Source organism: Streptomyces sp. H27-H1 (assembly GCF_026627445.1).
Taxonomy (GTDB): domain Bacteria; phylum Actinomycetota; class Actinomycetes; order Streptomycetales; family Streptomycetaceae; genus Streptomyces.
Genome location: NZ_JAPNLJ010000031.1, coordinates 71,595 through 92,283, shown reverse-complemented (window position 1 = coordinate 92,283; position 20,689 = coordinate 71,595). Strand labels below are relative to the sequence as shown.

General features: G+C 70.5%; 19 protein-coding genes. 9 read left to right on the top strand and 10 right to left on the bottom strand.

The genetic code is table 11. The features are described from left to right. Positions 1–42 precede the first annotated feature (42 nt). Complete coding sequence (locus tag OTB20_RS28390; protein WP_267821737.1) at positions 43–834, bottom strand: formate/nitrite transporter family protein; 792 nt, start codon at positions 832–834, stop codon at positions 43–45. A gap of 132 nt (positions 835–966) precedes the next feature. Here OTB20_RS28390 and OTB20_RS28385 point away from each other — a divergent pair, with 132 nt between their 5' ends. From OTB20_RS28385 to OTB20_RS28370, 4 genes are all read left to right on the top strand, one after another. Beyond that, the gene (locus tag OTB20_RS28385) at positions 967–1,893 is read left to right on the top strand and encodes an ABC transporter ATP-binding protein (protein WP_267821735.1); all 927 of its coding nucleotides are present in this window, start codon (positions 967–969) and stop codon (positions 1,891–1,893) included. Further along, on the top strand, positions 1,890–2,672 hold the full coding sequence (locus tag OTB20_RS28380) for an ABC transporter permease (RefSeq protein WP_267821734.1): 783 nt from the start codon (positions 1,890–1,892) through the stop codon (positions 2,670–2,672). Before OTB20_RS28385 ends, OTB20_RS28380 begins: the two co-directional genes overlap by 4 nt. Before the next feature lie 79 nt (positions 2,673–2,751). Further along, complete coding sequence (locus tag OTB20_RS28375) at positions 2,752–3,888, top strand: hypothetical protein (protein ID WP_267821732.1); 1,137 nt, start codon at positions 2,752–2,754, stop codon at positions 3,886–3,888. A gap of 27 nt (positions 3,889–3,915) precedes the next feature. After that, positions 3,916–4,905 (top strand): COX15/CtaA family protein, encoded by a 990-nt coding sequence (locus OTB20_RS28370; protein WP_420716503.1) that lies wholly within the window; start codon positions 3,916–3,918, stop codon positions 4,903–4,905. A gap of 133 nt (positions 4,906–5,038) precedes the next feature. Here the strand turns inward: OTB20_RS28370 and OTB20_RS28365 are convergent, their stop codons facing one another. The 3 genes from OTB20_RS28365 to OTB20_RS28355 all read right to left on the bottom strand — a co-directional run bounded on the left by OTB20_RS28365 (position 5,039) and on the right by OTB20_RS28355 (position 7,691). Beyond that, positions 5,039–6,166 carry an amidohydrolase family protein gene (locus OTB20_RS28365; RefSeq protein WP_267821730.1) on the bottom strand — a complete coding sequence of 376 codons (1,128 nt, stop codon included), beginning with the start codon at positions 6,164–6,166 and terminating at the stop codon, positions 5,039–5,041. 187 nt (positions 6,167–6,353) lie between these two features. Further along, a complete protein-coding gene (locus OTB20_RS28360) occupies positions 6,354–6,704 on the bottom strand; it encodes a hypothetical protein (RefSeq protein WP_267752372.1) in 351 nt (116 codons plus the stop codon). Between the two features lie 39 nt (positions 6,705–6,743). Beyond that, a complete protein-coding gene (locus tag OTB20_RS28355) occupies positions 6,744–7,691 on the bottom strand; it encodes a heme o synthase (protein ID WP_267752508.1) in 948 nt (315 codons plus the stop codon). 297 nt (positions 7,692–7,988) lie between these two features. Between OTB20_RS28355 and tkt the strand changes: the two genes are divergently transcribed. The 5 genes from tkt (at position 7,989) to pgl (ending at position 14,719) form a co-directional block, all read left to right on the top strand. After that, a complete protein-coding gene (tkt, locus tag OTB20_RS28350; protein ID WP_267821728.1) occupies positions 7,989–10,076 on the top strand; it encodes a transketolase in 2,088 nt (695 codons plus the stop codon). Positions 10,077–10,111: 35 nt separating this feature from the next. Further along, positions 10,112–11,230, top strand: a complete 1,119-nt coding sequence (gene tal / locus OTB20_RS28345) for a transaldolase (protein ID WP_267821726.1) — start codon at positions 10,112–10,114, stop codon at positions 11,228–11,230. A gap of 5 nt (positions 11,231–11,235) precedes the next feature. After that, the gene (zwf, locus tag OTB20_RS28340; RefSeq protein ID WP_267752369.1) at positions 11,236–12,765 is read left to right on the top strand and encodes a glucose-6-phosphate dehydrogenase; all 1,530 of its coding nucleotides are present in this window, start codon (positions 11,236–11,238) and stop codon (positions 12,763–12,765) included. Beyond that, positions 12,762–13,796 (top strand): glucose-6-phosphate dehydrogenase assembly protein OpcA, encoded by a 1,035-nt coding sequence (opcA, locus tag OTB20_RS28335; RefSeq protein ID WP_267821725.1) that lies wholly within the window; start codon positions 12,762–12,764, stop codon positions 13,794–13,796. Before zwf ends, opcA begins: the two co-directional genes overlap by 4 nt. Before the next feature lie 140 nt (positions 13,797–13,936). Beyond that, positions 13,937–14,719 (top strand): 6-phosphogluconolactonase, encoded by a 783-nt coding sequence (gene pgl, locus OTB20_RS28330; protein WP_267752367.1) that lies wholly within the window; start codon positions 13,937–13,939, stop codon positions 14,717–14,719. A 69-nt stretch (positions 14,720–14,788) separates the two neighbouring features. On the opposite strand, the gene pgi is transcribed toward pgl, so the two are convergent. The 6 genes from pgi to gap form a co-directional block, all read right to left on the bottom strand. Continuing rightward, the gene (gene pgi, locus OTB20_RS28325; protein ID WP_267821757.1) at positions 14,789–16,492 is read right to left on the bottom strand and encodes a glucose-6-phosphate isomerase; all 1,704 of its coding nucleotides are present in this window, start codon (positions 16,490–16,492) and stop codon (positions 14,789–14,791) included. Positions 16,493–16,648: 156 nt separating this feature from the next. Further along, on the bottom strand, positions 16,649–16,936 hold the full coding sequence (locus OTB20_RS28320; RefSeq protein WP_037792871.1) for an RNA polymerase-binding protein RbpA: 288 nt from the start codon (positions 16,934–16,936) through the stop codon (positions 16,649–16,651). Positions 16,937–17,163: 227 nt separating this feature from the next. After that, positions 17,164–17,394 carry a preprotein translocase subunit SecG gene (secG, locus tag OTB20_RS28315; protein ID WP_267752505.1) on the bottom strand — a complete coding sequence of 77 codons (231 nt, stop codon included), beginning with the start codon at positions 17,392–17,394 and terminating at the stop codon, positions 17,164–17,166. A gap of 141 nt (positions 17,395–17,535) precedes the next feature. Continuing rightward, the gene (tpiA, locus tag OTB20_RS28310) at positions 17,536–18,312 is read right to left on the bottom strand and encodes a triose-phosphate isomerase (protein WP_267821724.1); all 777 of its coding nucleotides are present in this window, start codon (positions 18,310–18,312) and stop codon (positions 17,536–17,538) included. Positions 18,313–18,317: 5 nt separating this feature from the next. Further along, the gene (locus OTB20_RS28305) at positions 18,318–19,529 is read right to left on the bottom strand and encodes a phosphoglycerate kinase (protein WP_267821722.1); all 1,212 of its coding nucleotides are present in this window, start codon (positions 19,527–19,529) and stop codon (positions 18,318–18,320) included. Positions 19,530–19,671: 142 nt separating this feature from the next. After that, positions 19,672–20,676 (bottom strand): type I glyceraldehyde-3-phosphate dehydrogenase, encoded by a 1,005-nt coding sequence (gene gap / locus OTB20_RS28300; protein WP_267821720.1) that lies wholly within the window; start codon positions 20,674–20,676, stop codon positions 19,672–19,674. Positions 20,677–20,689 lie beyond the last annotated feature (13 nt).

Below are 20,689 nucleotides of genomic sequence, written 5' to 3'. Positions count from 1 at the left end.
TGGCCTCCATCACTAAGGGTTACCTTATCTATCCACAGAGCGTTACCGGGAGGCCGGCTCCCCGCCTTCGCGCAGGGCCCCGCCGGTGAACCAGTAAACGGCTCCCACCAGCAATCCTCCGCCCACGATGTTCCCCGGCACGGTGAACATCAGATTGCGGAAAAGATCACCGAACCCGGCTGAGCCATCCAGGATCGCGAGGCTGAAAACAGCCATGTTCGCTACACAGTGTTCGAATCCGACGGCGACAAAAACAGCCACCGGCAGCCACAGGACGAAAATCTTGGCGGCATCGCCGCGGGCCCGGGTGAACATCCAGATGGCCAGGCAGACCAGCATGTTGCAGAGCACCGCGCGCCAGAACAGCTGCCCGCCGCCCAGCGCCGTCTTCCCGTGCACCATCTCGGTCAGCATGGACCGCGCGGAGGGCGAGGAAACCACGCCCGAGGCGTGCACCATGGCGCCGAAGGCGAAGGCTCCGACCAGGTTCCCGGCCAGCGAGAGCCCCCAGGAGAGGAAGAGGTCCCTGCGGCCGGTCCGCCCGGACAGGGCGCCGACCAGCATGATCATCACGTTGCTGGTGAACAGCTGGGCGCCGGCGAACATCACGATGGTCAGGGCGATCGGGAAGACCGCGCCCTCCAGCAGCTTCACGGCCGGCGACCCCTTGGCCACGAAGGGCGAGATCGCGACCAGGAGCAGCACCTCCCCGACGGCGATGTAGGCACCGGCGAGCATCGCCGATACGAAGTAGCGCGGCGGGTGCCCGAGGTCATGGGCCTTGTGCTCGGCCTGCCCCGAGGTGGCTTCGACGTTCTGAGCGATGCTGTTCACCATTCGACGTTAGGGCCCTCCCCCGGGCCCGGACCGACGAAAAAGTCATGAATACACAGGTCCGTGCACCTTCGGAGGCGGGACCTAGGCCCCGCCCCGGCCACCTCCCACCGCTCCGTAGACTCACTCCCCATGAGCAACGACCCCGCCGTGGAAATCCGCGGACTGGTGAAGCGGTACGGCCCCAAAACCGCGGTGGACGGCCTGGACCTCACCGTCCGGAGGGCCTCGGTCACCGCGGTCCTCGGTCCCAACGGCGCGGGCAAGACGACCACTGTGGAAACCTGCGAGGGCTACCGCCGCCCCGACGCCGGATCCGTCCGCGTCCTCGGCCTCGACCCCGTGACGCAGGCCGATTCCCTGCGCCCGCGCATCGGCGTCATGCTCCAGTCCGGCGGCGTCTACTCCGGCGCCCGGGCCGTCGAGATGCTGAGCCACATGGCCAAGCTCTACGCCGATCCCCTGGACGTCCCCGCCCTGGTGGAACGCCTCGGCCTCGGCGGCTGCGGCCGCACCTCCTACCGCCGGCTCTCCGGCGGCCAGCAGCAGCGCCTGGCCCTCGCCATGGCCGTCGTGGGCCGCCCGGAGCTGGTCTTCCTGGACGAGCCGACCGCCGGCCTGGACCCGCAGGCCCGCCGCGCGACCTGGGAACTCGTACGGGAACTGCGTGCCGACGGGGTCTCGGTCGTCCTCACCACCCACCACATGGACGAGGCCGAGCAGCTCGCGGACGAGGTCGCCATCGTCGACGCCGGCAAGGTCATCGCCCACGGCACCCCCGACGCGCTGTGCCGCGGCGGAGCCGAGAACACCCTGCGCTTCACCGGCCGCCCCGCCCTGGACCTCGGCTCGCTGCTGAAGGCGCTGCCCGACGGGACGCGGGCCGCCGAGCTCAACCCCGGCGTGTACCGGATCACCGGCGAGGTCGACCCGCAGCTGCTGGCCACCGTCGCCTCCTGGTGCGCCCAGCACGGGGTGATGCCCGACAGCCTCTCGGTGGAGCGGCACACCCTCGAAGACGTCTTTCTGGAACTCACGGGCAAGGAGCTGCGCGCATGAGCGCCGGTACGTTCACCCCCAGTCCGGGGGCCGCGCCCGTGTCCCGCATGATCCTGGCGCAGACCGCGCTGGAGACCCGGATGCTGCTGCGCAACGGGGAGCAGCTGCTGCTGACCGTGATCATCCCGGCGCTGCTGCTGACCCTCTTCTCCGCCGTGGACATCGTCACCGTGCCCACTGGAGAGGGGGGCACCGGGAAGTCGGTGGACTTCCTCGCCCCCGGCATCCTGGCGCTCGCCGTGATGTCCACCGCCTTCACCGGCCAGGCCATCGCCACCGGCTTCGACCGGCGCTACGGGGTCCTCAAGCGGCTCGGGGCCTCCCCGCTGCCGCGCTGGGCCCTGATGGCCGCCAAAACGCTGTCCGTGCTGGTCACCGAGGTGCTGCAGATCGCGCTGCTGACGGCGATCGCCTTCGCCCTGGGCTGGTCCCCGCACGGCAACCCGCTGTCCGCCGCTGTGCTGATCCTGCTGGGCACCGCCGCCTTCTCCGGGCTCGGCCTGCTGATGGCGGGCACCCTCAAGGCGGAGGCGACCCTGGCCGCCGCCAACCTGGTCTTCCTGCTGCTGCTGGTCGGCGGCGGGGTGATCGTGCCGATGGAGAAGTTCCCGGGGGCGGTCCAGTCCATCCTCGGCCTGCTGCCGATCTCCGCGCTCTCCGACGGGCTGCGCGAGGTCCTCCAGCACGGGGCCGCGCTGCCCTGGGGCGACGCGGCGATCCTGGCGGGCTGGGCCGTACTCGGCCTGGGCGCCGCCGCACGCTGGTTCCGCTGGGAGTGAATCCCTTCCCCCTGACGCCCGCTCGGCAGGAGGATGGACGCCTCCACAGGGGAGCGCACCACAGACGCCGGGGGGCGGCATGGCGCAGCGGGAAGCCGTTCTGCGGCTGGACGAACAGTGGGCACGGATCCGGTCGGGCGCGGCGCACGCGGAGCCGGCGGAGGCCGACGCCCTGCTGGCCGAGCTGATCGGCGCCCTGCGCGAGCCGGCCCGCGCCGACGCCGAGTGCGCGGCCCGGCTGGGACTGCGCCTCAGCGACCTGGCGGCCCGCCGGTTCGCCGGCGGGGACCGGGCCGGGGCCCTGGCCGCCATCGAGGAGGGGATGCGGTTCTCGCAGCAGGCGGCGGGGCACGACGCCGAGTACGCCCGCTGGTACGCCTGGGGCCTGATCAATCAGGGCGTCTGGCTGTCCTGGCCCCTCAGTGACGGGGAGCGGCTGCCGAAGCACCCCCTGGGCCCCGGCTCCGAGAGCGGCCCGAGCGCCATGGAGTGGGCCGCCGGCGAGCGGGCCCGGGACCTGACGCTCGCGGCGGTGGAGGTCTGGGCGGCCCTGGACCAGGAGGATCCGGTCAATCAGCGGGGCCTCGCGCAGGCGAAGGTGTTCCTCGGCGACCGGCTCGCGGAGCTGGGCCTCGCCGAGGAATCCGTGGCCTGGGCGGTCGACGCGGAGGGCTCCTTCCGGCGGCTGCTGCTCGCCGATCCCGGCTCCGACGAGTCGCAGCAGGCCGAGGAGGCCCTGGACCACATCGGCCACCAGCTCGAACTGCGGCTGCGCTTCCTGTCCTTCCTCTCCCTGACCGGCCTGCGCACGCGGGGGCTGCTGCCCGAACGGCTGCTGCCCCAGGCCGTGGTGGCCGCCCACGTCCAGGGCGTCCCCGAAGAGGCGATCGCCTCGCGGCTGCGCCTGGAGGCCGATCAGGTCCACACGATGCTGGAGGTGACCCCCTGGGTCGCGGTGTGGCGCATCGAGGTCCGAGGCTCCGACGGGCTGTGGAACGTACAGTCGCATCCCTGGCACAGCGGTGCGGAAGTAAGAAATAGGACAGCGCAGGATGTAGGCGCTGAATTGGCACACCGCTTCGCGACCTCGGCCGACTACCCGGGCGACGGCGCGCATTGGCGGATTCGCGTGTGGTGGCACACTGAAGGCGACCCGGCCGGGGCCAGGTTCCGGCTGGTCATGGGCCCGGACGGGCCGGTCGCCCCCACCTCGTGAAACCGGTCGCCACCCCCTCGTGAAACTTTGCACAAGTGTCCGCGTACGATAAGGGCCGTGTTGACCCCCCTCGGATATCTCGCCCGCCGCTGGACGCCGTCGCCCCGGACCGTCCGGCGTGCCGCGTTCGCAGCGGTGCTCATGAGCGTCGTCATCGTCGTCACCGGCGGCGCGGTGCGGCTGACCGGATCCGGTCTCGGCTGCGACACCTGGCCCAAGTGCACCGGCGACAGCCTGATCGTGACCCAGGAGCAGGGCTTCCACGGCGCCATCGAGTTCGGCAACCGCATGCTGACGTACGTGCTCTGCGCGGCCGTTGGCTGGGCGATCACCGCGGCCCGCTGCGCCAAGCCGTGGCGCCGCTCGCTGACTCGGCTCGGCTGGCTCCAGTTCGCCATCGTGATGGGCAACGCGGTCCTCGGCGGCATCACCGTCCTGACGGGCCTCAACCCCTACAGCGTGGCCGGGCACTTCATGCTCGCCACCTCGCTGATCACCGTGACGACGATCACCTGGCAGCGCACCCGCGAGGGCGACGGCCCGGCCAAGCCGCGCGTGCCCGCTCCGGTGCAGAAGCTTTCGTGGGCGCTGCTGGCGGCCACCGTCGTGCTGATCGGCGCCGGCACGGTGGTCACCGGTTCCGGCCCGCACGCCGGGGACAGCAGCGAGATCAAGCGGATGCCGTTCGACTGGTCGGCCACCGCGCACGTCCACGCGGTCTCCGCCTGGCTGGTGTGCGCGCTGGCCATCGCGATGTGGCTGGTGCTGCGCGTGGTCGATGCCCCCGTCGACACCCGGGCGCGCGCCCGCGACCTGCTGGTGGTGCTGCTCGCCCAGGGCGGCATCGGCTACGTCCAGTACTTCACCGAGGTCCCCGAGGCCCTGGTCGCCGCCCACATGCTCGGCTCCTGCCTGGTGTGGATCTCGGTGCTCCGGGTGGCGCTGAGCCTGCGCGAACGCCCCTCGGAGCAGGCCGGGATCCCGGCCCAGGACGACGCCCGGCTCACCACGGTCTGACCCGGAGCACGGCCCCAGGGAGCGCCTTTCGGACCGGACCGGATCAGCCCGCGCCGCCGGACACCGCGGACTCGGCGTGATCCGGCTGGCCCGGCCTGATCCGAAGGACCCGGCCTGATCCGAAGGACGCGCCCTAACCCCGTTCGTCCAGCCGGTAGACGCGGCGGGCATTGCCCGTCGCGATCATCGCCGCCACCCGCTCCGCGTCCCGCCAGGACCAGGATCCATCGGCGACCCAGCCGCCGAGCACCCGGCCGAGCGCCTCCCGGAAGACCAGCGCGCCCACCGCGTGCAGTTCGGCCAGTTGCCGGCCGCCGCCGGCGAACATCAGCTTTCCGAACGGCGCGGTCTCCAGGCATTCCGCCAGCACGGCGGCCGCCCGCGCCCCGGCCGGCCCCAGCGCCGCACCGAGGTCGGCGTGGACGTGCGGGAAGACCGCGGCCAGCCGCGCCGCCTGCCGGTGGTGGGGGTACCCGCCGAGCAGGACCAGCCGCGCCCCCAGGCCCTCGGTCGCCCGTGCGAACCCGGTCAGCCGCTCCGGCTCCCCCGACTCCCCGCCCGTGTGCAGCTGGAGCGGCAGCCCCGAGGACACCGCGCTCCACGCCAGGTGCCGCAGGAGTACGGGATCCCGTACCGCCCCGCCCCTGGCCCGTCCGGCCAGCCACCGCCCGGCCGCGCCGCGCACCTCGCCCGGACCGGGCGGCTCAGGACCGGCTTCGAGGGCCGCTCCCCAGGCCCGGGCCGCGCCGTCCGCCCCGGCTCCGGCTCCGGCCCCGCAGGTGAAGGCCACCGCCCCGGCGGCGGCGTGGTGGACCGCCCCCGCGAGGTTGGCCAGGAAGGCCGCCACGGTCCCGGAGGTGTCCGCCGCCTGCTCGGCCAGCAGCTCCAGCCGCGCCAGCTCGAAGGCCTCCGCCCCGCCGGCCAGGGCCAGTTCCTTGGGCCCGGTGAGGTCCCCGGGCGCCCCGGTGTCGACGAGCCGGGCGCCGACCCCGCTGCCGCGCAGCAGTCGGCGGGCCGACTCGGCGGCGCCCAGCTCGCGCCGCCGGGCGAGGTAGCGGGCGGGCGGGCAGTGCGGTTCGAGCCCGAGCAGCGGCGGGCACCAGCGGCGCACCGCGAAGCCGGCCTGCGTGTCGAAGAAGGTGGTGCCGGCGGCGGGCGGGCCGGCCGAGGGGATCAGCTGGGCCTCGAAGGTGGCGAGGCCGAGCTCCGTGCGGAGCACTCCCTGGCAGTACTGGTCCACCAGGGGCGGCGTTTCGATCATCCGGGCATCCCGTTGCGGACGTGAGGAAGGGGCTTCCACACGTCCTAACGGGTGAGCGGGGTGTGAGGTGTTGCTCGCGCTGTTGACCGAGCGGGTGACGCCGAAATGATCAGGCCATTGATCGACCGGGATCAGGCCGCCGCGCACGGGCCGCCGGTATCGAGCCGCCCGTGTCGAGCCGCCGGTGTCAGGCCGCCGGGTTGGCGGTTCCGCCGAGCTGGATGCCCGCCATCCGGGTCCACTCGTACGGCCCGGTCCGCACCCGCGCGGCGAACTCGCCGTCGAACTCCTCGTGGAGGGTCAGCCCGGCCTTCTCGGCCGCGAGCCGCGCGGTGTCGTACGTCGGGGCCACCAGGTCGCCCCATTCCCCGTCGGTGCCGACGAGGACGATCCGGGTACCCGCCTGGCCCATGTGCGCGAGGTGGCCCTCGGCGCCGCCGTGCTGCCCGGCGAACGCGCCGATCTGCTTGGCCAGCTTCGCGGCCGTACGGTCCTGCTTCTTGTCCGCCGTGGGGGCGGTCTCCTCGGTGTCTGCCATGAAAGGCATGCTACCGGCGGGTAACGAGCGGAGGAAGCGTCAGCGGAGGAAGGGATCCACCGCGACGGCGACGAAGAGCAGCGACACGTAGGTGATCGACCAGTGGAACAGCCGCATCTCCTTGAGCTTCGCACCCGACGCGCCGGCCTTGGCGCGCGCGTTGAGCCCGTGCGCCTCCCACAGCCACCAGCCGCCGGCCACCAGCGCGACCGAGGTGTAGAACCAGCCGGTGTACCCCAGCGGGGTCAGCAGCAGCGAGACCGCCACCATCACCCAGCTGTAGAGGACGATCTGCTTGGCCACGGCCTTGTTGCCCGCCACGACCGGCAGCATCGGAACGCCGACCCGCGCGTAGTCGTCCTTCACCTTCATCGACAGCGGCCAGTAGTGCGGCGGCGTCCAGAAGAAGATGACGAGGAAGAGGATGACGGCGGCCCAGGAGACCTCGTTCTTCACGGCCGACCAGCCGATGAGCACCGGCATGCAGCCCGCGATGCCGCCCCAGACGATGTTCTGCGAGGTACGCCGCTTCAGCAGCATCGTGTAGACCACGACGTAGAAGAGGAGCGCGCCGAGCGCGAGCGCGGCCGACAGCCAGTTGACCAGCAGCCCGAAGAACAGGGTGGAGAGCACCCCGAGGGTGATGCCGAAGACCAGGCACTCGCGCGGGCTGACCATGCCGGTCACCAGCGGGCGTCCCGAGGTCCGGTCCATCAGCGCGTCGATGTCGCGGTCGATGTACATGTTCAGCGCGTTCGCGCCGCCCGCGGACAGGTAGCCGCCGAAGCAGGTCACGAGGACCAGCCACAGCGAAGGCACGCCCTGTTCGGCGAGGAACATCACCGGCACGGTCGTAATGAGCAGAAGCTCGATGATCCGCGGCTTGGTCAGTGCCACGAAGGCCATGGCCCGGGCCCCGAACGGCCGGTGACCGGGGCTCGTCCCGAGCACCCCCGCTGGACGGGATTCGACGGCCGTCACGCACACCCCTGACAGAGAATCCAGCAAGCTCCGACGTGAACCTTTTTAAACATGAAGGCCCCGTAAAGGCTTGCGCGTACCACGCCACTCTAGACGTAGCCATTGGCTCGTCCCGCGCGGGGGTCGCCCCGTGTTGGTCCGATCGGCGCTCAGACGTCAGGAGTCCGCGCTCAGACGTACGGAGCGGACCTCGAGTACTCGAATAGCTGCACGCTGTGGCGGGGGTAGCCCGGGGGTAGGCTCGGAATCGCGCCGGTGCGACGTCACCGGGACTAGACATGTGGAGAGGAGCCCTGACCCACGGTGAGCACCAAGCCGACGACCACAGAGCTCGACTGGACCGAACTGGACCAGCGTGCTGTCGACACCGCCCGGATCCTGGCCGCCGACGCGGTCCAGAAGGTCGGTAACGGCCACCCCGGCACGGCGATGAGCCTGGCCCCCGCCGCGTACACCCTCTTCCAGAAGGTGATGCGGCACGACCCGGCGGACCCGGAGTGGGTCGGCCGCGACCGGTTCGTGCTCTCCGCGGGCCACTCCTCGCTGACCCTCTACACCCAGCTGTACCTCGGGGGGTTCGGGCTCGAGCTGGACGACCTGAAGGCCTTCCGCACCTGGGGTTCGAAGACCCCCGGCCACCCGGAGTACGGCCACACCACGGGCGTCGAGACCACCACCGGCCCGCTGGGCCAGGGCATCGCCAACTCGGTGGGCATGGCCATGGCCGCCCGCTACGAGCGCGGCCTGTTCGACCCCGAGGCTCCCGCGGGCGCCTCCCCGTTCGACCACATGATCTACGCGATCGCGGGCGACGGCTGCCTCCAGGAGGGCATCTCCCACGAGGCGTCCGCGCTGGCCGGCCACCAGAAGCTCGGCAACCTGGTGCTGCTGTGGGACGACAACCACATCTCCATCGAGGGCGACACCGAGACGGCCGTCTCCGAAGACACCCTCAAGCGCTACGAGGCGTACGGCTGGCACGTCCAGCGCATCGCCCCGCAGGCCAGCGGGGACCTCGACCCGAAGGCCCTGTTCGAGGCCCTGGAGGCCGCCAAGGCCGAGACGGAGCGCCCCTCCTTCATCGCCGCGCGCTCGATCATCGCCTGGCCCGCCCCGCACGCCCAGGGCACCGAGGCCTCGCACGGCTCGGCCCTCGGCAACGACGAGGTCGCCGCCACCAAGCGCGTGCTCGGCTTCGACCCGGAGCAGACCTTCGAGGTCTCCGACGAGGTCATCGCGCACACCCGCGCCCTCGGGGACCGGGGTCGCGAGGCCCGCGCCGCCTGGGAGAAGGAGTTCTCCGCCTGGCGCACCGCCAACCCGGAGCGCGCCGTCGAGTTCGACCGCATCAACGCCAACGAGCTGCCCGCGGGCTGGGAGGACAAGCTCCCCGTCTTCGAGACCGGCAAGGGCGTCGCCACCCGCGCCGCCTCCGGCAAGGTCCTCGAGGCGCTCGGCGCGGTCATCCCGGAGCTGTGGGGCGGCTCGGCCGACCTGGCCGGCTCGAACAACACCACCATCGACAAGAACTCCTCGTTCCTGCCGGTGGGCAACCCGCTGCCGGAGGCCGACCCGTACGGCCGCACCATCCACTTCGGCATCCGCGAGCACGCCATGGCCGCGGCCATGAACGGCATCGCCCTGCACGGCCACACCCGCATCTACGGCGGCACCTTCCTGGTGTTCTCCGACTACATGCGCAACGCCGTCCGCCTCTCCGCGCTGATGCACGTGCCGGTCACCTACGTGTGGACGCACGACTCCATCGGCCTCGGCGAGGACGGCCCGACCCACCAGCCGGTCGAGCACGTCGCCGCGCTGCGCGCCATCCCGGGCCTGAACGTGGTCCGCCCGGCCGACGCGAACGAGACCGCCATCGCCTGGCGCGAGATCCTGCGCCGCCACACCAAGGTCTTCGGCAAGGGCGCCCCGCACGGACTGGCGCTGACCCGCCAGGGCGTGCCGACCTACGAGCGCAACGAGGACGCCGCCAAGGGCGGGTACGTGCTCTTCGAGGCGGAGGGCGGCGAGGCCCAGGTCGTCCTCATCGGCACCGGCTCCGAGGTCCAGCTCGCCGTCGCCGCGCGCGACGCGCTGCAGGCCGAGGGCGTCCCGGCCCGGGTCGTCTCGATGCCGTCCGTCGAGTGGTTCGAGGAGCAGTCCCAGGAGTACAAGGACAGCGTCCTGCCGCCTTCGGTCAAGGCGCGTGTCGCGGTCGAGGCCGGCATCGGCCTGACCTGGCACCGCTACGTCGGCGACGCCGGCCGGATCGTCTCGCTGGAGCACTTCGGTGCCTCGGCCGACGGCGCCGTGCTCTACCGCGAGTTCGGCCTGACCGCCGAAGCCGTGACCGCTGCCGCGCGCGAGTCGCTCGCCGCCGCCGCGCGCTGACGCCCGTACCCAGACCAGTAGGAGATGCAATTCCCATGACAGACGCACTGAAGCGCCTTTCCGACGAGGGCGTCGCGATCTGGCTGGACGACCTGTCCCGCAAGCGGATCACGTCCGGCAACCTGGCAGAGCTCATCGACCAGCAGCACGTGGTCGGTGTCACCACCAATCCGGCGATCTTCCAGAAGGCGATCAGCGGCGGCGAGGGGTACGAGCAGCAGCTCGCCGACCTGGCCGCCCGCAAGGTCACCGTCGAAGAGGCGATCCGCATGATCACCACGGCGGACGTCCGCGACGCCGCCGACATCCTGCACCCGGTCTACGACTCGACCGAGGGCCAGGACGGCCGCGTTTCGATCGAGGTCGACCCCCGGCTGGCCCACAACACCCCGGCGACCATCGCCGAGGCCAAGCAGCTCGCCTGGCTGGTGGACCGCCCGAACACGCTCATCAAGATCCCGGCGACCAAGGCGGGCCTGCCGGCGATCACCGAGGTCATCGGCAAGGGCATCAGCGTCAACGTCACGCTGATCTTCTCGCTGGAGCGCTACCGCGAGGTCATGGACGCGTACCTGGCGGGTCTGGAGAAGGCGAAGGCCGCGGGCCTGGACCTCGCCAAGATCCACTCGGTCGCCTCCTTCTTCGTGTCCCGCGTGGACTCCGAGATCGACAAGCGCCTGGACGCGCTGGGCACCGACGAGGCCAAGGCCCTCAAGGGCAAGGCGGCGCTCGCGAACGCCCGTCTGGCCTACGAGGCCTACGAAGAGGTGTTCTCCACCGAGCGCTGGGCGGCCCTGGACAAGGCGCACGCCAACAAGCAGCGCCCGCTCTGGGCCTCGACCGGCGTCAAGGACCCGGCGTACAAGGACACCCTGTACGTGGTGGACCTGGTCGCCCCCGGCACGGTGAACACCATGCCCGAGGGCACCCTGGAGGCCACCGCCGACCACGGTGTGGTCGACGGCGACACCATCCGCGGCACCTACGACCAGTCGCGCGCCGAGCTCGATGCGGTCGCGAAGCTGGGCATTTCGTACGACGATGTGGTGCAGCTGCTCGAAGAAGAGGGCGTCGAGAAGTTCGCGGTGTCCTGGAACGATCTGCTGAAGTCGACCGAGGCGGAGCTTGATCGCCTCGCCCCCACGGAGGCCTGAACACTTTGTCTGTAAACGGAGCGAACCCGCTTCGTGACGCACAGGACCGGCGGCTCCCGCGCATCGCGGGGCCGTCCGGCCTGGTCATTTTCGGCGTTACGGGTGACCTGTCGCGCAAGAAGCTGATGCCTGCCGTCTACGACCTCGCCAACCGCGGCCTGCTGCCGCCGGGCTTCTCACTGATCGGCTTCGCCCGCCGCGAGTGGCAGGACGAGGACTTCGCGCAGGAGGTGCACGACGCGGTCAAGCAGCACGCCCGCACGCCCTTCCGCGAAGAGGTGTGGCAGCAGCTGGTACAGGGCTGCCGCTTCGTCCAGGGCGATTTCGACGACGACCAGGCGTTCGAGACGCTGAAGTCGACGATCGAGGAACTGGACAAGGCGCAGGGCACCGGCGGCAACTTCGCCTTCTACCTGTCCGTCCCGCCGAAGTTCTTCCCCAAGGTCGTCGCCCAGCTCAAGAAGCACGGGCTGGCGGACCAGAAGGAGGGCTCCTGGCGGCGCGCGGTCATCGAGAAGCCGTTCGGGCACGACCTGACCAGTGCGCAGGAGCTCAACCAGCTCGTGCACGACGTCTTCCCGCCCAACGAGGTCTTCCGGATCGACCACTACCTGGGCAAGGAGACCGTCCAGAACATTCTGGCGCTCCGCTTCGCCAACACGATGTTCGAGCCGATCTGGAACCGGTCGTACGTCGACCACGTGCAGATCACCATGGCCGAGGACATCGGTATCGGCGGCCGGGCCGGCTATTACGACGGCATCGGCGCGGCCCGCGACGTCATCCAGAACCACCTGCTCCAGCTGCTGGCGCTGACCGCGATGGAGGAGCCCGGCTCCTTCCATCCCAAGGCGCTGGTGGCCGAGAAGCTCAAGGTGCTGACCGCCGTGGAGCTGCCCGAGGACCTGGGCAAGCACACCGTGCGCGGCCAGTACTCGGCGGCGTGGCAGGGCGGTGAGAAGGTCGTCGGGTACCTCGAAGAGGACGGCATCAACCCCAAGTCGACGACCGACACCTACGCGGCCATCCGCCTGGAGATCAACAACCGCCGCTGGGCGGGCGTCCCGTTCTACCTGCGGACGGGCAAGCGCCTGGGCCGGCGGGTGACCGAGATCGCGGTCGTCTTCAAGCGTGCCCCGTACCTGCCGTTCGAGTCGGGCGCGACCGAGGAGCTGGGGCAGAACGCCCTGGTCATCCGGGTCCAGCCGGACGAGGGCGTGACGGTGCGCTTCGGCTCCAAGGTTCCGGGCACCTCCATGGAGGTCCGGGACGTGACGATGGACTTCGCCTACGGCGAGTCCTTCACGGAGTCGAGCCCCGAGGCCTACGAGCGGCTGATCCTCGACGTCCTGCTGGGTGACGCGAACCTGTTCCCGCGCCACCAGGAGGTCGAGCTGTCCTGGAACATCCTCGACCCGATCGAGCGGTACTGGGACACGCACGGCAAGCCCGCACAGTACCCGTCGGGCACCTGGGGGCCGGTCGAGGCGGACGAGATGCTCGCACGAGACGGACGGAGCTGGCGCCGGCCATGAAGATCGACCTCACGGAGACCAACTCCAGCAAGATCAATGCCGCGATGGTCCAGGCACGCCGGGACCTCGGCACGCCGGCCATCGGCATGGTCCTCACGCTGGTGATCGTGACCGACGAGGAGAACGCGTACGACGCGCTCAAGTCGGCGGGCGACGCGTCCCACGAGCACCCCTCGCGGATCGTCGTCGTCATCAAGCGGGCCAGCCGCTCGCCGCGCAGCCGCCAGGGCGCCCGTCTCGACGCGGAGATCCGCGTCGGGGCGGACTCCGGCAGCGGCGAGACGGTCGTGCTGCGTCTGCACGGCGAACTGGTCAACCACGCCCAGTCGGTGGTTCTCCCCCTGCTCCTCCCGGACGCGCCCGTCGTCGTCTGGTGGCCGCAGGGCGCTCCGCAGGACCTGGCGGGCGACCCCCTGGGGGCGCTCGGCCAGCGCCGGATCACGGACACGTACTCCACCGAGGGCCCGATCGAGGCGCTCGGCAGCCGGGCGACGGCGTACGCGCCCGGGGACACGGACCTGTCCTGGACCCGGATCACCCCGTGGCGCTCCATGCTGGCGGCCGCGCTCGACCAGCAGACCCACTCGGTGTCCTCGGCGACGGTCGAGGGCGAGGACGACAACCCGAGCTGCGAACTGCTGGCGATGTGGCTCGCGGACCGGCTCCAGGTCCCCGTCAAGCGCACCTCCTCGGCGGGCCCCGGGCTCACCGCGGTCCGGCTGGAGACCAAGGACGGCGAGATCGTCCTGGACCGGGCGGACGGGGCGCTGGCCACGCTGTGCATGCCGGGGCAGCCCGACCGTGCGGTGGCGCTCAAGCGCCGCGACACGGCCGAGCTCCTGGCGGAGGAACTCCGCCGCCTGGACCCGGACAACACCTACGAGGCCTCGTTGAAGTTCGGCGTCGCCAAGCTGGCGACCGCCACTCCGGCGCCGGCGAAGGCCGCGGCTTCGGCCGCGAAGCCGGCCCCGGCCAAGGCCGAGGCCCCCGCCGCTCCGGCGAAGCCGGCCAAGAAGGCCACGGCCAAGTAGCACGAACAGGACCGCTGCGCGGAGCCGTCCCCCACCCGCCCCTTCCCCGGTTCCGGGAAGGGGCGGGATGGGGGAAGGGCTCCGCGCAGCGGCGTCCCCACCCGTACCCAGAACAGACGACAAGGCGGCAGCACATGGGTATGACGACTCCCCAGGTCGTCGTCCACCGGGACAAGGAGCTGATGGCCCAGGCCGCAGCCGCCCGGCTGATCACGAAGATCGTGGACGCACAGGCGGCCCGCGGCACCGCGTCCGTGGTCCTCACCGGCGGGCGCAACGGCAACGGCCTGCTCGCCGCGCTGGCCGCGGCCCCGGCCCGCGACGCCATCGACTGGTCGCGGCTCGACCTGTGGTGGGGGGACGAGCGCTACGTGCCCGCCGACGACCCCGAACGCAACCACGTGCAGGCCCGCGAGGCCCTGCTGGACTCCGTGCCCGTGGACCCCGCGCGGGTCCACGTCATGCCCGCCTCCGACGGCCCGTACGGGGTCGACGTGGACGCGGCGGCCGCCTCCTACGCGGCGGAGCTCGAGAAGGCCTCCGGTCCCGAGGACCACGGCCCGGTCCCCCGCTTCGACGTGCTGATGCTGGGCGTCGGCCCGGACACGCACGTGGCCTCGCTGTTCCCGGAGCACCCGGCATCCCGCGAGAGCGAGCGCACGGTCGTCGGCGTCCACGGCGCGCCGAAGCCGCCGCCGACCCGGATCTCGCTCACCCTCCCGGCGATCCGGGCGGCCCGCGAGGTCTGGCTCCTGGCCGCCGGCGAGGACAAGGCCGGGGCGGTGGCGATCGCGCTGGGCGGAGCGGGCGAGGTCCAGGCCCCGGCGGCCGCCGCGTACGGCCGCTCGCGCACCCTGTGGCTCCTGGACCGCGCGGCGGCCGCGAAGCTCCCGCCGGCCATGTATCCCCCGGCCTCCGCCTGACCCCGTACGACGTGACAGGGCCCGCCCTCCGCGTGGAGGGCGGGCCCTGTCACGTCAGGTGCGGGCGGGTCAGCGGCCCCGCAGCGAGCGGTACGCCGCCACCAGCGCGCGCGTCGACTCGTCCAGGCCGGGTACGTCAGCGCCTTCGGCGAGCGCCGGCTCGATCTTCTTGGCCAGCACCTTCCCGAGCTCCACGCCCCACTGGTCGAAGGAGTCGATGTTCCACACCGCGCCCTGGACGAACACCTTGTGCTCGTAGAGTGCGATCAGCTGGCCAAGCGCCCCCGGAGTGAGCTCGGTCGCCAGGATCGTCGTCGTCGGGTGGTTGCCGGCGAAGGTCTTGTGCGGGACCAGCTCTTCGGCCACCCCCTCCGCCCGGACCTCGTCGGCCGTCTTGCCGAAGGCCAGCGCCTGCGTCTGCGCGAAGAAGTTCGCCATCAGCAGGTCGTGCTGGGCCGCCAGCGCCGGGGGCAGTTCGGCCACCGGCTTCGCGAAGCCGATGAAGTCCGCCGGGATCACCCGGGTGCCCTGGTGGATCAACTGGTAGTACGCGTGCTGGCCGTTGGTGCCGGGCGTGCCCCACACCACCGGCCCGGTCTGCCAGTCCACCGGGTTGCCCTCGCGGTCAACCGACTTGCCGTTGGACTCCATGTCCAACTGCTGCAAGTACGCGGTGAACCGGGAGAGGTAGTGGCTGTACGGGAGCACCGCGTGCGACTGGGCGTCGAAGAACGCCCCGTACCAGATCCCCAACAGGCCCAGCAGCAGCGGGGCGTTCTCCTCGACGGGCGCCGTACGGAAGTGCTCGTCCATGGCGTGGAATCCGTCGAGCAGTTCCCGGAATGCCTCCGGGCCGATCGCCACCATCAGGGAGAGGCCGATCGCGGAGTCGAAGGAGTAGCGCCCGCCGACCCAGTCCCAGAACTCGAACATGTTGGCCGTGTCGATGCCGAATCCGGAGACCTTCTCGGCGTTGGTCGACAGCGCCACGAAATGCCGTGCCACGGCCGCCTGGTCGCCGCCGACGCCCTCGAGCAGCCACGCGCGCGCCGAGGTGGCGTTGGTGATGGTCTCGATCGTCGTGAAGGTCTTCGACGCGATGATGAAGAGCGTCTCTTGCGGGTCCAGGTCCCGCACGGCCTCGTGCAGGTCGGCGCCGTCCACGTTCGACACGAAGCGCAGGGTCAAACCCCGGTCGGAGAAGGCGCGCAGCGCCTCGTACGCCATCGCCGGACCGAGGTCGGAGCCGCCGATGCCGATGTTGACCACGTTCTTGATGCGCTTGCCGGTGAAGCCGGTCCACTCCCCCGACCGGACCTGGCCGGCGAAGGCCGCCATCTTGTCGAGGACCGCGTGGACGCCGGGTACGACGTTCTCCCCGTCGACCTCGACGACCGCCCCTGCCGGGGCGCGCAGCGCGGTGTGCAGGACCGCCCGGTCCTCGGTCGTATTGATCTTCTCGCCGCGGAACATGGCCTCGCGCAGCTCGGCCACGCCGGTCGCCGCGGCCAGTTCGCGCAGCAGTGTCAGCGTCTCGTCGGTCACGAGGTGCTTCGAGTAGTCGATGTGCAGGTCGCCGACCCGCAGGGTGTAGCCGGCGCCCCGGCCGGGATCCGCCTCGAACAGCTCCCGCAGGTGGGTCTGTCCCAACTCGTCCCGGTGCTTGCCGAGTGCGAGCCACTCGGGCGTCCGGTTGAGCCTCGTACGGCCCTCTCGTCGCCCGCCACCACCCTCGCTTGACGCGCTGCGCGCGGCGGCCTGCTCTGCGTTCATCTCGGACATAAACCCACTTCTTCCCGTCCTGTCGTCCCGCCGATCCCAACCTAAGGGATGGGAAGCGGCACAACCGACACAAACAGGCCCGGCCCGCAAGAGAGAGGACTCTTGCGGGCCGGGCCTGATGCCACACGGCTGTTCGGTCGGAACGGGTCAGATCTCGCCGCGCAGTTTGGCGAGCGCCTCGGCGAGGATCGCCTCGCCGTCGGCGTCCGTCCGACGCTCCCGTACATACGCCAGGTGCGTCTTGTACGGTTCGGTGCGCGGCGGCGCGGGCGGGCTGTCCCGGTCCTGGCCGGCCGGGAACCCGCAGCGCGGACAGTCCCAGGTGTCCGGCACCTGCGCGTCGCTGGCGAAGCTCGGCTGCGTCTCGTGCCCGTTCGAACACCAGAAGGAGATGCGCAGGCGGGGCGCGGACTCGCCGCGCTCGGCCTCACCCATCGGCCCCGCTCCGACCCGACTACCACGGATCGCGTTGCCACTTGCCACGGTCGTAACTCCCCTGCGTAATGGTGCCGCGAAGCGTGAGTGGATTCCGTCGCGGGCGCCCAAGTCTACGTAAGGCCCAACGCCCGTCCAGGAGTGGAGTTACCCATTCCAGACAAGAACGCAGGACCTCATGATAGGCCGGGGGGAGCCGACCGGACTGCCGGATTGGCCAGAACGGTTCAGCTGCCGGACTTCATGAGCAGACCGAGCGCGACGATGCACGCGAACCAGAGCAGACCGATCACCACGGTGATCCGGTCGAGGTTGCGCTCCGCGACCGAGGAGCCGCCGACCGACGACTGCATACCGCCGCCGAACATGTCGGAAAGACCGCCGCCCTTGCCCTTGTGCATCAGCACGAGCAGCATCAGCAGGGCGCTGAAGACGACCAAGGCGATCTCGAACCCCATAATCACGGCTGATTCCTACTTTCTGGGCTTACTGGCTTTCCCGCATTGCCGATTACGAGCACGGGGGCCAGCAGCTGGTTCAGCCTGCTGGCCCCCGCAAGGGTACGACGGATCCGCCCTACCGCATACTCACGATGAACGTCACTGGTCGCGGAACCGGACGATCTTGACGAACTCGTCCGCGTCCAGCGCCGCGCCGCCGATCAGGGCGCCGTCGACGTCGGGCTGCGCCATGATCGCGGCGATGTTGCCGGACTTGACCGAGCCGCCGTACTGGATGCGGACCTTGTCGGCCAGCTCCTGCGAGTACAGCTCCGCGAGGCGGCCGCGGATGGCACCGCAGACCTCCTGCGCGTCGTCGGGAGTGGCGACCTCGCCGGTCCCGATCGCCCAGACGGGCTCGTACGCGATCACGATGGACTCGACCTGGTCGGCCGGGATGTCCTGGAGCCCGCCGTCGAGCTGGCTCAGCGTGTACTCGACCTGCTGGCCGGCCTTGCGGACGTCCAGACCTTCGCCGACGCACAGGATGGGGGTGATCCCGTGCTTGTAGGCGGCCTTGACCTTGGCGTTGCAGATCTCGTCGTTCTCACCGTGGTACTGGCGGCGCTCGCTGTGGCCGATGGCCACGAACGCGCACTTCAGCTTCGACAGCATCGCGCCGGAGATCTCGCCGGTGTAGGCGCCGGAGTCGTGGGCCGAGATGTCCTGGGCGCCGTACTTGATCTTCAGCTTGTCGCCGTCGACCAGGGTCTGGACCGAGCGGAGATCGACGAAGGGCGGCAGGACCGCGACCTCTACGGCGTCGAAGTCCTTGTCGGCCAGGGCGAAGGCGAGCTTCTGGGTGTGGGCGATGGCCTCGAGGTGGTTGAGGTTCATCTTCCAGTTGCCCGCCATCAGCGGGGTACGCGTGGTCATGCGGTTCAGACCTCCAGTGCGGCGAGGCCGGGGAGCGTCTTGCCCTCGAGGTACTCGAGGGAGGCGCCACCACCGGTGGAAATGTGGCCGAAAGCGTTCTCGTCGAAGCCGAGGATGCGCACCGCGGCGGCGCTGTCGCCACCGCCGACGACGGTGAAGGCGCTGCTGTCGAGGAGCGCCTGCGCGATGGCCTTGGTGCCGTTCGCGTAATCGGGGTGCTCGAAGACGCCCAGGGGGCCGTTCCAGAAGACCGTCTCGGCATCGGCGATCTTCGAGGCGTACAGCTCACGGGTCTTGGGCCCGATGTCCAGACCCTCCTGGTCGGCGGGGATCTTGTCCGCGTCGACCGTGATGAAGTCCGCCGGGGCCTTGGTCTTCAGGTCCGGGAAGTCCCTGGAGACGAGCACGTCCACAGGCAGGACCAGCTCGACGCCGGTCTTCCGCGCGCGCTCCATGTACTCGAGCACCACCGGGATCTGGTCCTCCTGAAGGAGGGAGATGCCGACCTCGTGGCCCTGGGCCTTGAGGAAGGTGTACGCCATGCCGCCGCCGATGAGGATGCGGTCGGCCTTGCCGAGGAGCTGGTCGATGACGGCGAGCTTGTCGGAGACCTTGGCGCCGCCGAGGACGACCACGTACGGGCGCTTGACCTCGGCGGTCAGCTTCTGCAGGACGCCGACCTCGGTGGCGATGAGGCCGCCGGCCACGTGCGGGAGGCGCGCGGGGAGGTCGAAGACCGAGGCGTGCTTGCGGTGGACAGCGCCGAAGCCGTCGCCGACGTAGATGTCGGCCAGCTCGGCGAGCTGGTCCGCGAAAGCGCCGCGCTCGGCGTCGTCCTTCGCGGTCTCACCGGCGTTGAAGCGGAGGTTCTCGATGACGGCGACCGAGCCGTCGGCGAGGGCGGCGACGGTCTCCTTGGCGGAGGCGCCGACGGTGTCGGTGGCGAACGCGACGTCGCTGCCGAGGATCTCACCGAGGCGGGCAGCGGCCGGAGCGAGCGAGAAGGCCGGGTCCGGGGCGCCCTTGGGGCGGCCCAGGTGCGAAGCGACGATGACGCGGGCGCCGGCTTCGGCGAGCTTCGCGATGGTCGGCGCAACGGCGCGGATACGACCGTCGTCAGTGATGGTCGTGCCGGCCAGCGGCACGTTGAGGTCGGCGCGGACGAAGACCCGCTTACCGGAAACACCCTCGGCGAGAAGTTCGTCGATCGTCTTCATTGCTGTTACTACTCCTTTTCCCCGGCCGGATCCTGTATCCGTGCGAGGTGAGAGGTACAAGGCAAGCAACAGGGCCCGCACAGCGCTTCGTCGCGCTGCCCGAGCCCCGGTGCTCACATTGTGGTGCCTGCTGCCTTGGTGCTTAGAGCTGGCCGCCGACGAACACGGTCAGGTCGACGAGGCGGTTGGAGTAGCCCCACTCGTTGTCGTACCAGCCGATGACCTTGACGCTCTTGCCCTGGACCATCGTCAGGGAGGAGTCGAAGGTGCAGGAGTACGGCCAGTTCACGATGTCGGAAGAGACGATCGCGTCCTCGGTGTAGTCCAGGATGCCCTTGAGCTGGCCCTGAGAGGCCTTCTGGAAGACCGAGTTGACTTCTTCCTTGGTGGTCTCGCGCTCGAGCTCGATGACGAGGTCGGTCACGGAACCGGTGGGGACCGGGACGCGCATCGCGATGCCGTCGAGCTTGCCCGCCAGCTCCGGGATGACCAGCGCGGTGGCCTTGGCGGCACCCGTGGTGGTCGGGATGATGTTTTCGGCGGCGGCACGGGCGCGGCGCAGGTCCGAGTGCGGGAAGTCCAGGATCCGCTGGTCGTTCGTGTAAGCGTGGACCGTCGTCATCATGCCCTTGACGATGCCGAAGTTCTCCAGGAGGACCTTGGCCATCGGCGCCACACAGTTGGTGGTGCAGGAGGCGTTGGAGATGACGTGGTGGTTGGCCGCGTCGTACTTGTCCTGGTTGACGCCCATCACGATCGTGATGTCCTCGTCCTTGGCCGGAGCCGAGATGAGGACCTTCTTCGCGCCGGCCGCGATGTGCTTGGCGGCGTCGGCCTTCTTCGTGAAGATGCCGGTCGACTCGATGACGATGTCGGCGCCCAGCTCGCCCCACGGCAGGTTCGCGGGGTCGCGCTCGGCGAAGGTCTTGAAGGTGTTGCCACCGACGGTGATGGTGTCGTCGGTGTGGCTGACCTCGGCCTTGAGCCGACCCAGGATGGTGTCGTACTTGAGCAGATGAACCAGGGTGGCGTTGTCAGTCAGGTCGTTGACACCGACGATCTCGATGTCCGCTCCCTGCTCCAGGAGCGCCCGGAAGTAGTTACGGCCAATTCGGCCAAAACCATTGATGCCTACGCGGATCGTCACGAACCGATCTCCT

Excerpts from the sequence above, each read along its gene's own strand:
- OTB20_RS28385 (WP_267821735.1), top strand. The coding sequence starts at position 967 with ATGAGCAACGACCCCGCCGTGGAAATCCGCGGACTGGTGAAGCGGTAC.
- OTB20_RS28380 (WP_267821734.1), top strand. The coding sequence starts at position 1,890 with ATGAGCGCCGGTACGTTCACCCCCAGTCCGGGGGCCGCGCCCGTGTCC.
- OTB20_RS28375 (WP_267821732.1), top strand. The coding sequence starts at position 2,752 with ATGGCGCAGCGGGAAGCCGTTCTGCGGCTGGACGAACAGTGGGCACGG.
- OTB20_RS28365 (WP_267821730.1), bottom strand. The coding sequence starts at position 6,166 with ATGATCGAAACGCCGCCCCTGGTGGACCAGTACTGCCAGGGAGTGCTC.
- OTB20_RS28360 (WP_267752372.1), bottom strand. The coding sequence starts at position 6,704 with ATGGCAGACACCGAGGAGACCGCCCCCACGGCGGACAAGAAGCAGGAC.
- tal (WP_267821726.1), top strand. The coding sequence starts at position 10,112 with ATGACAGACGCACTGAAGCGCCTTTCCGACGAGGGCGTCGCGATCTGG.
- opcA (WP_267821725.1), top strand. The coding sequence starts at position 12,762 with ATGAAGATCGACCTCACGGAGACCAACTCCAGCAAGATCAATGCCGCG.
- pgl (WP_267752367.1), top strand. The coding sequence starts at position 13,937 with ATGACGACTCCCCAGGTCGTCGTCCACCGGGACAAGGAGCTGATGGCC.
- pgi (WP_267821757.1), bottom strand. The coding sequence starts at position 16,492 with ATGAACGCAGAGCAGGCCGCCGCGCGCAGCGCGTCAAGCGAGGGTGGT.
- OTB20_RS28320 (WP_037792871.1), bottom strand. The coding sequence starts at position 16,936 with ATGGGTGAGGCCGAGCGCGGCGAGTCCGCGCCCCGCCTGCGCATCTCC.
- secG (WP_267752505.1), bottom strand. The coding sequence starts at position 17,394 with ATGGGGTTCGAGATCGCCTTGGTCGTCTTCAGCGCCCTGCTGATGCTG.
- tpiA (WP_267821724.1), bottom strand. The coding sequence starts at position 18,312 with ATGACCACGCGTACCCCGCTGATGGCGGGCAACTGGAAGATGAACCTC.
- OTB20_RS28305 (WP_267821722.1), bottom strand. The coding sequence starts at position 19,529 with ATGAAGACGATCGACGAACTTCTCGCCGAGGGTGTTTCCGGTAAGCGG.